Source organism: Corynebacterium yonathiae, from assembly GCF_027570195.1.
Lineage (GTDB): Bacteria > Actinomycetota > Actinomycetes > Mycobacteriales > Mycobacteriaceae > Corynebacterium > Corynebacterium yonathiae.
This window is the reverse complement of sequence record NZ_JAKMUZ010000013.1, coordinates 53,826-67,295: the sequence shown is the minus strand read 5'-3', so window position 1 is coordinate 67,295 and position 13,470 is coordinate 53,826. Positions and strand designations below refer to the sequence as shown.

At 56.8% G+C, this 13,470-nt stretch carries 14 protein-coding genes; all 14 read right to left on the bottom strand.

The window, feature by feature from the left end; genetic code table 11:
• Positions 1 to 74 precede the first annotated feature (74 nt).
• The 14 genes from L8V22_RS07885 to L8V22_RS07820 all read right to left on the bottom strand — a co-directional run bounded on the left by L8V22_RS07885 (position 75) and on the right by L8V22_RS07820 (position 13,360).
• A complete protein-coding gene (locus tag L8V22_RS07885) occupies positions 75 to 557 on the bottom strand; it encodes an arginine repressor (RefSeq protein WP_238801859.1) in 483 nt (160 codons plus the stop codon).
• A gap of 3 nt (positions 558 to 560) precedes the next feature.
• On the bottom strand, positions 561 to 1,481 hold the full coding sequence (gene argF, locus L8V22_RS07880; RefSeq protein WP_238801858.1) for an ornithine carbamoyltransferase: 921 nt from the start codon (positions 1,479 to 1,481) through the stop codon (positions 561 to 563).
• Entirely contained in the window at positions 1,478 to 2,656 is a 1,179-nt protein-coding gene (locus L8V22_RS07875) for an acetylornithine transaminase (protein WP_238801857.1), read from the bottom strand. The genes argF and L8V22_RS07875 overlap by 4 nt, the downstream gene beginning before the upstream one ends.
• Positions 2,653 to 3,588: an acetylglutamate kinase gene (gene argB, locus L8V22_RS07870; RefSeq protein WP_238801870.1), complete on the bottom strand. Its 936-nt coding sequence runs from the start codon at positions 3,586 to 3,588 to the stop codon at positions 2,653 to 2,655. The genes L8V22_RS07875 and argB overlap by 4 nt, the downstream gene beginning before the upstream one ends.
• Positions 3,589 to 3,601: 13 nt before the next feature.
• Complete coding sequence (gene argJ / locus L8V22_RS07865; RefSeq protein WP_238801856.1) at positions 3,602 to 4,771, bottom strand: bifunctional glutamate N-acetyltransferase/amino-acid acetyltransferase ArgJ; 1,170 nt, start codon at positions 4,769 to 4,771, stop codon at positions 3,602 to 3,604.
• Between the two features lie 16 nt (positions 4,772 to 4,787).
• Entirely contained in the window at positions 4,788 to 5,831 is a 1,044-nt protein-coding gene (argC, locus tag L8V22_RS07860) for an N-acetyl-gamma-glutamyl-phosphate reductase (protein WP_238801855.1), read from the bottom strand.
• 149 nt (positions 5,832 to 5,980) lie between these two features.
• Positions 5,981 to 8,494, bottom strand: coding sequence for a phenylalanine--tRNA ligase subunit beta (gene pheT / locus L8V22_RS07855; protein WP_238801854.1), 2,514 nt, complete (start codon positions 8,492 to 8,494; stop codon positions 5,981 to 5,983).
• 24 nt (positions 8,495 to 8,518) lie between these two features.
• Positions 8,519 to 9,565, bottom strand: coding sequence for a phenylalanine--tRNA ligase subunit alpha (gene pheS / locus L8V22_RS07850; protein WP_238801853.1), 1,047 nt, complete (start codon positions 9,563 to 9,565; stop codon positions 8,519 to 8,521).
• Positions 9,566 to 9,667: 102 nt separating this feature from the next.
• Entirely contained in the window at positions 9,668 to 10,471 is an 804-nt protein-coding gene (locus L8V22_RS07845; protein ID WP_238801852.1) for a TrmH family RNA methyltransferase, read from the bottom strand.
• A 107-nt stretch (positions 10,472 to 10,578) separates the two neighbouring features.
• Complete coding sequence (locus tag L8V22_RS07840; protein WP_238801851.1) at positions 10,579 to 11,031, bottom strand: TM2 domain-containing protein; 453 nt, start codon at positions 11,029 to 11,031, stop codon at positions 10,579 to 10,581.
• A 153-nt stretch (positions 11,032 to 11,184) separates the two neighbouring features.
• Positions 11,185 to 11,568 (bottom strand): 50S ribosomal protein L20, encoded by a 384-nt coding sequence (gene rplT, locus L8V22_RS07835; protein ID WP_005323264.1) that lies wholly within the window; start codon positions 11,566 to 11,568, stop codon positions 11,185 to 11,187.
• A 55-nt stretch (positions 11,569 to 11,623) separates the two neighbouring features.
• On the bottom strand, positions 11,624 to 11,818 hold the full coding sequence (rpmI, locus tag L8V22_RS07830) for a 50S ribosomal protein L35 (RefSeq protein ID WP_005323265.1): 195 nt from the start codon (positions 11,816 to 11,818) through the stop codon (positions 11,624 to 11,626).
• 36 nt (positions 11,819 to 11,854) lie between these two features.
• On the bottom strand, positions 11,855 to 12,376 hold the full coding sequence (infC, locus tag L8V22_RS07825) for a translation initiation factor IF-3 (protein ID WP_238801869.1): 522 nt from the start codon (positions 12,374 to 12,376) through the stop codon (positions 11,855 to 11,857).
• Positions 12,377 to 12,646: 270 nt separating this feature from the next.
• Positions 12,647 to 13,360, bottom strand: coding sequence for a serine hydrolase (locus L8V22_RS07820; protein WP_269966443.1), 714 nt, complete (start codon positions 13,358 to 13,360; stop codon positions 12,647 to 12,649).
• Positions 13,361 to 13,470 lie beyond the last annotated feature (110 nt).

The following is a 13,470-nucleotide window of genomic DNA, read 5'->3' as shown; positions in this document are numbered from 1 at the left end:
CTCCTTGCTCTATTGGAAACAATTCATTTAAGTACATAATATACGACCATAGTGTGGATTACCACCACCGCCGCTTAAATATTCCGGGTAGTGAGCGTCACTGCTAGCTCAGCGCCCGTAACCCCCTCGCACGCCAGGACGAAGATAGTGTCATCTCCGGCAATACAACCGATGACGTCATGCAACCCCACCCTGTCAATGAAGCTGGCAAGATACTGGGCCGCGCCGGCTGGCGTACGCAGCATCGCAATATTTCCGGAGGAGTCATGGGATACCACCAGCTCATCGAGCATCCGTCGTAATTTTTCGCGGGGGCCGCCTACCTGATCTTCAAATTGCTCTAGCTCACCGCCGACCACATAATAGGAACGACCACCATCGCGCTTTACCTTCTTCGCCCCCAACTCATCCAAGTCACGGGATAACGTGGCTTGCGTGATGTCGATACCATCTGCGAGAAGCAGCTCGGAAAGTTGCACCTGGCTGGTGACGCGATTGCGATCCAAAATTTCCAGGATCTTGGCCTGCCGAGCATTGCGAGTGGTCGGGGTGTTCATTACTTAGTTGATCTCCTTATTTATTTTGAGCAACCAGACTAGAAGCGCTTTCTGTGCGTGCAGACGGTTTTCCGCTTCATCAAAGACACGGGATTGCGGGCCATCAATAACATCAGCCGTGACCTCATTTCCACGGTACGCCGGCAAACAATGTAAGAATATTGCATCCTTATGTGCTTTGCTCATTATGGTCGAATCAACCTGATATGGCAGAAACGGCGTACGCCGGTCCCGGCCATCATTTTCCTGCCCCATAGAAATCCAGGTATCGGTGATTACCACGTCTGCGCCTTCTACTTCGTTGACATCATCAGTAATGGTAATATTGCCCCGCTTGCGTGCCCGGTCAACAAATTCTTGACGTGGCTGGAATCCTTCGGGCGCGATAATTGTGACGTCTATACCGGCCGTCGCAAAGCCAATCATATAAGAATTGGCCATGTTGTTATCCCCATCGCCCAGGTAAACCGCCTTTTTGCCCGTAAGCTCCCCTAGGTTCTCATGACAGGTCAGCAGGTCAGCCAGAATCTGACAGGGATGCAGGTCATCGGAAAGTGCGTTGACCAAAGGCACGGTGGCAGTCTCCGCCATCTGGAGCAGATTCTCGTGCTCAAACGTGCGCCAGACTATAGCCTCCACATACCGCGACAGCACCGCGGCCGTATCTTGGAAAGATTCCCCCTTCCCCATCTGGGTGGTCGAAGTATCGACGGTAATGGCCTTGCCCCCCATATTCGCTACGGCGGTTTCAAAGGAAAAGCGTGTACGCGTGGACGTTTTATCAAAGAGCACCGCCACGGTCTGGGGCCCCTCTAGAGGTCGTTCTGCAAAGGGATCTTTCTTTAGCTTTTCAGCTAGGTCCAAAACGGTTGCTTGTTCTTGTGGGCTGAGATCGTCGTCAGCCAAAAAGTGTCGCAGGCTCATGCCAGTTCCTCCAAAATAGTCCGAAGAGTTGTTAGTGCTGTATCTAGTTCGTGTTGGGAAATGACCAAGGGCGGGGTAAGTCGAAGAACATTCTCGTTGGGAGCATTGAGAATAAGCCCACGGCTAAGCCCAAGCCGAACAGCCTGCTTAGCCACCGGCTCTTGTAATACAAGGCCCAGCATTAGGCCCCTGCCGCGCACGCAATCTATGAGCGGTATGTTCTCAATCCCACGCCGCAGATAGTCCCCTTTCCGAGCCACCTCCGCCAGAAACTCCGCATCCACGGTGTCTAGCACTACGTTCGCAGCAGCGCAGGCCACAGGGTTACCGCCAAAGGTAGTGCCATGAGAACCGGGTTGAAAAAGCTCCTTCGCGCGCCTGCGCGCGATGGTTGCGCCAATGGGCACGCCAGTGCCCAGCCCCTTCGCCATGGTGATGACGTCCGGCTGGATGCCTTCTGACTCATAAGCAAAGAAGGTACCGGTACGGCCCACTCCGGTTTGCACTTCATCAACGATGAACAAAATGCCGTATTCATCGCATAGTTCGCTGACCGCCTGCAGAAATCCCGCAGGGGCCGGAATAACGCCAGTTTCTCCTTGAATAGGCTCAAGGATGATGGCTGCGGTGTCGTTGGGGTCTTGTTCTACCAGCTGACGCAGGTATTCCGCATCCCCGAAAGGATAGAACTCCACCCCTGCCGGCAGCGGATGGAAGGAACGTTGCTTATCCGGCTGCCCGGTGAGGGCAAGTGCCCCCATGGTGCGGCCGTGAAAGCCATGCTCGGCAGCTAAGATTCGACGCCGACCAGTCAAGCGGGCAAGCTTAAATGCGGCCTCATTAGCTTCAGCGCCGGAGTTGCAGAAGAAGACTCGGGCACTTTCGTCTCCCACGCGCTGGATCAGCTTCGCTCCGGCATCGAGTACCGGTTGAGTAGCGAAGAGATTCGAAGCATGTACCAAGGTACGTGCCTGGTGGGACACCGCCTGGGCTACCTGCTCATTGCCATAGCCCAAAGCGTTAACAGCGATACCAGCAAGCAGATCGATATAGGTGGCGCCTTGCTCGTCGGTGACCGTCGCCCCTTGGCCGGAGACTAAGGCTATAGGCGGAGTGCCATAGGTAGCCACGATCGTCTCCGGCCACCTTTGAGTCAAGCTCTGTGGCTTGTTCATTTCTCATCATCCTTCCTAAAGATGGTCCCTTCGGGATAATTGTGTTTGTCATAGTCGTCCGGCAGCACCATGGTTCCGACACCGCCTGGTGTCAGAAGCTCCAGGAGCACCGAATGGCCTATCCGGCCGTCGATAACATGTGCGGCCGATACCCCAGCCTGTACTGCCTTGTGGCAGGACTCCATCTTGGGGATCATGCCTGAGTCCAATCGCGGAAGAAGCTTGGAAAGCTGGCCACACTCAATCTTGGAGACGAGAGACTCGCGGTTCGGCCAGTCCGTATAAAGGCCTTCCACGTTGGTGAGGATGACCAAGCGCTCCGCCCCAATCGCGCTGGCTAAAGCACCCGCCGCACTATCGGCGTTGATGTTATAAACCGCGCCATCATCTCCTGGAGCGATAGTCGAGACCACCGGGATGCGTCCGGCCTCGATTATGTCCATCACCGCCGCCGGGTTGACTTCCACAATCTCTCCCACCATGCCGATATCGGTAGGTTCACCATTGACTTCCACCAACCTCTTCGTGGCCCGGAAAAGTCCTGCGTCCTCACCAGAGGTTCCCACCGCATAAGGGCCATGCGAATTGATAAGGTTGACCAATCCGCGGCCCACCTGCCCAAAGAGCACCATGCGCACCACGTCCATAATCTCCGGTGAGGTGACGCGGAATCCGCCCCGAAACTCCCCTTCAAGACCAAGCTTGCGCAGCATGGAGTTAATCTGTGGTCCGCCGCCGTGTACAACCACGGGGTGGACACCAACGGTGCGTAAAAAGGCCATATCCGCAGCAAAGGCGGCTTTTAGCTCCTCATCCACCATGGCGTTTCCGCCGTATTTCACTACCACGATGGTGTCACGGTAATGCTGGAGCCATGGGAGGGCATCCGCTAGAACAGTGGCGCGCTCTTGGTCACTCAGTCCACTACACATTCTCATCGTTTCCCTAGGAGCTATACGCCGAGTTGATTTCCACGTAGGCGTGGGAAAGATCCGTAGTCCGCACGAAGGCAGACCCCGCACCTCCCGTGCCTAGATCCACCCGAACTTCAATATTGGTTCCGCTAAGGTCCACCTCGCGCGCCCCAGGTACCCCCGTCGATGCCCGGCAGACCGGCTGGTCATTGAAGTACACGGAGATATTTTCCGGATCCATTTCGGCGTCTGCCATTCCCACCGCCGCGAGGACGCGGCCCCAGTTCGGATCAGAGCCAAACATGGCACACTTGAACAGGTTGTCGCGACCCAAAGTACGCGCGGCGTTAAGTGCCTGATCGTCGGTAGCGGTTCCTTCCACGGTAATCTTGACGCGTCTAGTTACGCCTTCCGCATCTGCTTGCAGTTGATCCGCTATGTCCGCGCAAACCGCGAGCACCGCCCTATCCAGCTCTTCTTGGCTGGGCGAAACAGCCGAAGCCCCAGAGGCCATGAGGATCACCGTGTCATTAGTAGAGGTAGATCCATCTACGTCGAGGGTATTGAAGGTCTGCAACACGGCCTTATTCAAGGCGCTTTGTAGAGCAGAGGAACTAGCGGTGGCGTCGGTAGTAATACACACCAACATCGTCGCTAGCGAGGGAGCCATCATGCCCACCCCCTTACCCATAGCCCCCACCGACCAACCGTCTCCGGCATAGGCTGCTTCCTTGGTCACGGTATCGGTGGTTAAAATTGCCTCGGCCGCTGCGTGGGCATGATTCGCGCTCGTACCCAAGTCCTTCGTCACGGAAGCTGCTCCAGCCAACGCCTTCTGCATAGGCAAGGGATCACCAATAAGCCCCGTCGAGCAGGCGGCAATATCTCCTTCCGGAAGGCTCAAGGTCTGGGCCACCTTGCCCACCAACGCGGAAGCGTCCGCATCACCCTGCGCGCCATTGCACGCATTAGCGTTCCCAGAGTTAAAGATGACCGCGGCAAGCTGACCATCGGCTACTGCTTTGCGGGATAGTTTCACCGGCGAGGCCACCACACGGTTGCGGGTAAATACTGCGGCTGCATCGAACCGCGGTCCGTTATTGACCACTAGGGCCATATCGGGTTTGCCGGAGGGTTTAATCCCCGCTGTAGTGGCGCCGGCACTAAATCCGGCGGGTCCGGTAATTCCAGCTGTAGACATTGTTCTCTCCTAGTTCTTATGGGGCCACGGCCGCTTGCGGCAGACCCAGGGTTTCTTCCCAACCAAGTGTTAGATTCATGCATTGCACGGCGGCGCCGGCTGTCCCTTTGCACAGGTTGTCCAGCGCTGCGGTGACCACCAGGCGTCTGGCGCGTTCATCCACATGAGCTTGAATATGGACCATGTTGGTTCCCACTACGTTTTGGGTCTCGGGCTGCTGCCCGGCAGGAAGGACGCGACAAAACGGTTCCTGGGCATAAAATTCACCGAATGCGCTTTCTACCTCACGCTTGCCGATGCCCTCTTTGAGCTCCGCCGTAGTCGTCGCCAGGATCCCTCGCGTTAAGGGGGCGAGAACGGGTGTGAAGCTCACAGTGAGCTCTTCTTGGACAAATGGCTGCAGGTTTTGCAGGATTTCTGGGGTATGCCGATGCGTCCCGCCAGGTTTATAAGCCTTGAGGTTTCCCATGGTTTCCGCGCCCAGCTGCGCCACAGAGGCTTTCTTGCCCGCGCCGGACACACCGGTGATAGCGATAGCCGTGAGGCTGGGCTCAATGAGCCCGTGCGCTACTGCTGGCAGAACACCGAGGGTTACTGCCGTAGGAAAGCACCCCGGCACGGCTACTCGGTTGGTACGGCGCAGCGCTTGCCGGTTGCCAGGGACCTCAGGGATTCCATAGGGCCAGCTGCCGGAATAGTCACCGCCGTAGAAATTCTCCCAATCCGCCTTGCTGCGGAGGCGAAAATCGGCTGCACAATCGATCACCGTCGTCCGCTGCCCGACCTGCTGCGCAATCGCACCAGAGTGACCGTGTGGAAGGCCCAGAAAGACGATGTCATGTCCGCGGAGGTTTTCAATGGTTGTATCCGCAATGACGCGATCTGCCAGCTGCGGAAGGTGCGGCATAAGCTCTGCCACGTTCTTACCGGCCGAGGTATGGGCTGTTAGCGCGCCAATGCGAAGATGCCCACCTAGATACGCTGGGTGCGACAACAGCAAACGGAGGATCTCGCTCCCTGCGTATCCGGTGGCCCCTGCTATTGCTACTGAAATCGTCATAGTGGCGACTATAGCAATAAATACACTCAGTCGTATGTTATTCATGCAAATTAAGCAACGTTGCAGGTAATTGCGCTCAATTAAGATGAAAAAATGTATGAAAAAAAGGGGCGGTGAGTTATATCTCACCGCCCCTTCGTTCGCGCTAGTTATGCGCGCATCTCTGCGCCCAGACGCTGCTTAGCCAATTCCGCTGCCGCCGTGCGGTGCTCGTTGACCTCTTCATCGGTCAACGTGCGATCCGCAGCGCGGAACAAGAGCTGGAACGCCAAGGACTTCTTGCCCTCACCCAATTGCTCACCACGGAAGATATCGAAAAGTTCCACGGACTCAATGAGCTCGCCCGCTCCCTCTTCCACAGTGACACGTACACGCTCGGCTGGGACATCTTCATCTACTACGAGGGCAATATCCTGATGCAAAGCCGGGAACGAGGACAGCACCGGGGCGGGGAACTTCTCCCCCAACGGCATTGCGGTGATATCCAGCTCCATAGCGCAGGTGCGTGCCGGCAGATTCAGAGCTTCTAAGACCTGCGGGTGTAGCTCGCCGGCATGGCCCAACACCACGTCGGTGCCGGCAACCTTCACAGCGGCACAGCGGCCCGGGTGCCACGGCAGAACTTGCGCTGCTTCCAGTTCGATATCCACACCGGCAGCGCGAGCAACCTGACGGGCAGATTCGATCGCATCGGCATAACTATATGCGCGGCCCTCGCCCCACGGACCTTCGTGCTCGATATTGCCGGTAGCCACCGTAGCCACGTGCAACGGCTGTTCAGGAAGGGTCTCGAGGAGTTCGGATATAACTTGCTCAGAAGGTCGCTGCGCTACAGACGGCATAGGTGATGCATCAGTGCGCTTAAACGCCACCTGCTGCAGGCCATACAGGGCGAGGTCGCTGCGGCCGCGCGCAACATTGCGGCCGATAGCTTCTAGCATATTAGGCAGCAGCGTCGTAGACAGGATGGCCTTATCCGCTTCCAGCGGATTTTGCACCTCAACGGTGCGCCGGCGGGCATCGTCCTTGTCTAGGCCCCACACTTCGAAGGTGTCATTGGCTACGAACGGTGCGGGCAACACCTCTGCATAGCCGGCATAGGCTAGGCCGTGGCCAATAGCACGGCGACGCTTCTGCGCTGGGGCCAGCCCGCGGCCGCCAGCCGGGGTTGGCAGGACGGTGGGAATATCCTCCAGTCCTTCCAGACGCAGTATCTCCTCGATGAGGTCAACATCCATCGAGATATCGGTGCGCCACGTTGCCGGTGTTACCTGGAGCCGCTCGCCTTCGTCCGCAACGGTGCAACCAACTTCCTCTAGGCGGGAAATAACGGTCTCACGGACGTAGTCCACGCCTGCATATTCGCTGGCCTTTGCGGTGCGCAGAGAAATGGGCTCGGGCTTGGCGACGTCCCCGATAAGCGTACGGCCTTCCTCAATGGTGCCGCCTGCCAGCTGCTGCAGCAGCGCACAAGCGGTATCTAGGGCGACTTCTACAATCGCTGGATCCACGCCTCGCTCAAAGCGACGAGAGGACTCGGAAGACAGCTTATGGCGGCGGCAGGTGCGCGCAACAGTAATCGGATCCCAGATAGCCGATTCAAAGACCACATCGGTGGTCTCCGCCGAAATTTCAGAGGTAGTACCGCCCATGACACCGGCCAAAGACTGGATGCCAGTGTCATCACAGATGACCACGTCTTCTGCGGAAAGTTCCCGCTTTATATGGTCCAGCGTCTCGAATTTTTCGCCCTCGTCCGCGTTACGGACAACGAGGCTGCCTTGGATCACATTGGCATCAAAGGCATGCATTGGGGCGCCCAAAAGCAACATCACATAGTTAGTAATATCGGTGGGCAGGTTCACGCTGCGCTGTCCGCAGAGCATAAGCTCGCGCTCCAGCCAAAATGGGGTGCGTGCTTGGGGGTCAATGCCGCTGACCTTGCGGAGACCGAAGCGCTGCGCCTTGGTTTCGGGATTTACAGTGACGTCGAGAAGCGAACCCTGCGCCGCCGGCACGGCGGAAGTATCAACGCCAGCTAAGGAAGGATCCTTGGCAATATCGGCAAACTCAAGATCGAACGCGGAGGCAATCTCACGGCTCAATCCGCGTACGGAGAGCGCATAGCCACGGTCCGGAGTAATGTTGACGTCAAAGTCCGTATCGTACAAACCAATAATCGAGCGGGCATCTTCGCCTACTTTATCGGCAACCTCATCGCCTAGGACGATGATGCCATTGGCCTGCGCGCCCAAGCCGAGCTCAGCGCCGGAGCACATCATGCCATTTGAAATGTGGTCGTAGGTCTCGCGTGCCGCAATCTTGAAGCCGCCAGGAAGCTCGGAGCCTGGAAGGGCCACGACGACATAGTCATTCAGGCGGAAGTTGCGAGCGCCACAAATGATGCCCTGCAGCTCACCCGTACCATTGGCCTGGCCTACGTTGACCTGGCAATAGCGAATGGGCTTTTTGAACTGCGTAAGTTCTTCGATCTCTACGACCTGGCCGATAACCAGCGGACCGGTGCTCTCTGGGATGGCGGCGTAGCCCTCGGTTTCAAAACCAACGCGCACGAATCCGGAATCCATATCGGCAGCGGAAACGTTCCAACCAGGGTTCTTAGCGCCCAGGATGCGGGTGACCCAGTCTTGGGAAATAAGCATTAGTGTGTCTATCCTTTCTGGGTTTTAGGCCTGTACGCCGAATGGCAGAGTGAAGCGAACATCGCCTTCGACCATGTCGCGCATATCGGTCAAGCCATTGCGGAACTGCAGCGTGCGTTCAAGGCCCATGCCAAAGGCAAAGCCCGTGTATTCCTCAGGGTCGACGCCTACGGCGCGAAGCACATTGGGGTTCACCATGCCGCAGCCGCCCCACTCGATCCAGCCGGCGCCGCCCTTCTTATTGGGGAACCACACATCGACCTCGGCGGAGGGCTCGGTAAATGGGAAGTAATTCACGCGCATGCGCGTGGTGGTCTCTGGTCCAAATAGCACCTTGGCCAAGTGCTCCAACGTACCGCGAAGGTGGGCCATAGTCAGTCCCTTATCCACGGCCAATCCTTCTACCTGGTGAAAGACCGGGGTGTGGGTGGCATCAAGTTCATCGGTGCGGAATACGCGGCCCGGGCAGGCAATATAGAGCGGCACGTCCCGCTCCAACATGGTTCGCACTTGGACCGGAGAGGTGTGCGTACGCAGCACCTGCTTAGAACCCTCAGCCGAAACATGGAACGTATCCTGCAAGGTACGAGCCGGGTGATCAGGCTTAAAGTTCAGGGCATCGAAATTGAAGTACTCCGCCTCAATTTCTGGGCCATCTGCAATTTCCCAACCCATACCTACGAATATGTCCGCAATGCGCTCAGACAATGCGGTAATCGGGTGCAGGGCACCGGTTTGCGTGCGGGTAGTGGGAATCGTGACGTCTACGGTCTCTGCTCGCAATTGCTCCTCGCGAGCCTGTTGCTCCAAAACATCCTTAACCTGGGCAAAGCGCTTTTCCATCTTGCCGCGGGCCATGTTAACCGCTTTGCCGGCGCTTTTGCGCTGGTCCTTGGGCAGCTGCCCCAACGACTGGCGAGCCTGCGGAATATAGCCGCCGTCTCCTAGGTGCTCGCGGCGGGCGGCAGCCAACTCATCTAGCGTTTCGGCTGCATCGAAGGCTGCGATAGCCTTATCGGCCGCGGCCCCAAGAGCCTCTTCGGTCAATTCGATCTGCGGTGTATCGGACACGTACTTCGTACCTTCTTCTCGCGCGAAAACTAACGAGTGCAATCTTACTCTGTTGCACCTAGACCGACCGCCCCAGGGACCCCCTTTCCATTCGGGATCAACTTAGCTAGGGTCTTGCGCCTTAGCCGACTCATAAAGACAAATGCTTGCAGCAGTTGCCAGGTTGAGGGATTCTGCGCGTCCGCGTAGGGGAATGCGCACCCGCATATCTGCCTCCTCCAGCAGCTCGCCGAGTCCATGCGCCTCATTACCAAATAGCCACGCGGTTGGCTGGGACAGATCTGCCTCCGCTAGGTTCACTTCACCGTCGGCAGCAGTTGCCACAATCTGCATGCCCGACTTACGCAATTGCCCCAGCACGTCTTTAATATTGGGGTCCCGCGCGACAGGAACGTGAAACAGCGAGCCGGTCGAAGCGCGCGCTACCTTGCAGCTGAGGGGATCGACGGTCTCACCTGCAAAGATGACACCATCGGCACCCATTGCATCCGAGGTTCTAATCAAGGTGCCGGCATTTCCGGGCTCAGAAGTGAGCACGGGAACGGAAACGAGGCTTGGTTTGCCGTTGAGGATTTTGCCCGCGGACCAGAGCACCGGCTTGCAAAGCGCAAAGAGTCCAGTGGTAGTGGCGGTATCGGAAAGGTGCTTAGCCGCCTTATCGGTGATGGGATGAACGTACACTCCCATGTAGCCGCATGCAGTGATGATGTCGCCGAAACGCGCTGCCGCCTTCTCAGTAACAAAAACGTCGACTGCAGCTCCAGTAGATACCGCCGCGTCTACCGCATTCTCTCCCTCAATGAGGAATTGCTTCGCCTTTTTCCGGTTAGCCGCACGGTGCAGCTTAGCTGCATTAACAATGCGCGGAGTGCGTTCAGTAAAGGCAGAGTCAAAATCCAAATTCATGGCTACTACCCTACCTGCTAATTCTCCCTCCCCAGACTCGCCCCTGAGTCCCCTTTAAGAACGAAAAATCCTGCTGCCCCACGGCAACAGGATTACATAGGTGAGCCCTACTTAGCGAGCGGGACGCCGCGGGCGTCCTTGTCGTAGTCCCCAGCACCGGCAATAATCATGATGAACTCAATGAACACCCAAATACCGAGGATGGCCCAGAAGGCGAATCCGAGCAGGAACCAGAAAGTAGCCCAGCCCAAGATATTGAGCACCAACTGCGTAACGCCGAAAGTCGTTCGGCCAGTGTAGAAGTTATGTGCACCGAAAGAGCCTAGGAAAAAGCACAATAGCAAGGTCGCGATCCACGACTTCTGTTGGCCCGGAGCAACATACTGTTGCTGCGCCGAGTAAGCACCCATATTGGGTTGCGGTGCATAGCCTTGGCTGTACTGCGGCTGGTAACTAGCTTGCTGGTTATAAGGGGTGTACTGCTGGCCTTGGTTGTTGTCATAGGACGCGCCAGAGTTCTCACCATAATCAGGTTGGTAGTCTCCGTTTGGATTCGTCATAGGAAATGTTCTCCTCGGTCTCGGCTTTCACGGGGTGTGGGACAAATCTAGCACGTGAGACCGAGCACCCAAGTGAAATAGGGTATCGAAAACCAAAGTGCCCGTATCCCCCAGTTTAAACGCCGAAGAATGCGGGCATGATACCCCTAATGATTAGGCAGCCTTAGGAGCATTAACGTCCTCAGGCAGAGCAGCCTTGGCAGCTTCGCACAGTGCGGAGAATGCCTCGAAGTCATTGACAGCAAGCTCAGCCAGGATCTTGCGGTCAACCTCAATCTCGGCCAGGCGCAGGCCGTGAATGAGACGGTTGTAGGTGATGTCGTTCATGCGGGCGGCAGCGTTGATACGCTGGATCCACAGCTTACGGAACTCAGACTTGCGGGCGCGACGGTCGCGGTAAGCGTAAGTCATGGAGTGCAGCCACTGCTCCTTCGCCTTACGGTACAGGCGGGAACGCTGGCCGCGGTAGCCCTTAGCGGACTTCAGAATCGCGCGACGCTTCTTCTTTGCGTTAACTGAGCGCTTTACTCGTGCCACAGTGATACTTCCTTAATTCAAATTGTGATGGCGGATGTGGGTTGATTCGGCGCTATTATGCGCGGCCGAGCAGGCGCTTGACGCGCTTGGTGTCAGGCTGTGCGACTGCCTCGGTGCCCTTCAGGCGACGGGTACGCTTGGACGGCTTGCCCTCCAGCAGGTGGCGACGGCCAGCCTGCTCACGGCGCAGCTTGCCGGAACCGGTCACCTTGATACGCTTTGCGGTGCCCTTGTGGGTCTTCTGCTTCATGAGTATTAAGTCCTTAAATTCTACGTGGAATCTGGTCTACTTCTTGCCCTTGCGAACCGGACCCAAAACCATGGTCATATTGCGACCATCCTGCTTGGGACGGGACTCAACAACGCCAACCTCAGCGACGTCATCAGCCAACCGCTCCAAGAGGCGGAAACCCAGCTCCGGGCGTGATTGTTCACGACCGCGGAACATGATGGTCACCTTGACCTTGGATCCCTTCTCGAGGAAGCGAACTACATTACCCTTCTTGGTCTCATAATCGTGATCGTCGATCTTCGGACGGAACTTCTGTTCCTTAACCACGGTCTGCTGCTGGTTCTTACGGGATTCGCGAGCCTTCTGAGCCTGCTCGTACTTGAACTTGCCGTAGTCCATGATTTTGGCCACTGGGGGCTTTGCCTTCGGGGCTACCTCAACCAAGTCAAGGTCAGCCTCGTAAGCAAGCTTGCGAGCATCATCGGTACGGACAATGCCCACCTGTTCACCACCGGGGCCTACCAAACGGACCTCGGGTACTCGGATACGCTCATTGATGCGAGCTTCAGCGCTGATTGTGGTTCTCCTCGATTAGGGGGTGTATGAGTAAGTAGTTCACCTACCGGGACCACAAACGAATCAAACCCGGTCTGTCATAGACAGCCGGGAGTTCTCACAGTGCCAAGCACGAGTGCTTGGTTACCTTTACCTTTATCCTACGAACCATGTTCGCGGCTTCGGGTGGGAGAAACTCCGCTTGTGACCCACGAACCTCGAAAAGGCGTCATGGGCGGTAGTGGCTATGAGGATAGCAGCTTCTCCCCCTGCCACCAAATCGCAACGCGGTTAGCGAGTTGTACAGCGGGCGGCTGGGTCAATGGCGCCCTCACCGACGCCGGCGTCAACAATGTCCACCAATTGACGGGCGAGGTATTTTACCGCTTTTTCGGCATCGGCATAGTCCTCGCCATCGGTGACGACGGAGAGAGCCACGCCGACGCGCTTTCCCTCTACCTCGTGAACACCAAATTGGCGGTAGGTGTACTCGTTTTCGTCCTCGTCCAGTCCCCAACCGCTTTTGGCTCGCGTCTGTTTCTCCTTCGACAGGCCAATTTTTTGCCACGGCACGATGTCTTTTAGAACTTTATGAACGTAGTCTGCTTCTTTAATGCACGGTAGTTCCGCACCAAAGACAGCTTGCTCTTCTAATGGCCACGTGGAATAGCCAAAGGCGGTGTCGTGGATATCCGCGCGGGAGCCATAGTCATCGAGCAAGTCCCCCACCGCTTTTTTGGCCGATCCTTCCTGCCATTGCACCTGTGACCACAAAGAATAGGCGGCATCGTTATCTGATTCTTTAATAGCCAAATCAACGAGGCTTTTATCTGCGCCGTCTTTAAGCGCCGCGATCGCGATAGGCACTTTGATGGTGGACCAGACAGGACCTGTGCCCTTATCGCCCGCAGTTATAGTGTCATCGCCAGCGGCAATAGCAACTCCAACTTTGGCGTGGTACCTCTTCGCCGTCTTTTCCACTGCATGGTCCAGCTGCTCTCGCACCGATGCTTGTTTTGGTGCCACAGAGCTGGTCGATGGTGCGGGGGCACTTTCTGTCGAGGGCTCGCCAGAGCACGCGCTCACGGTACACAGGCAAAGCGCGGCGATCAGGC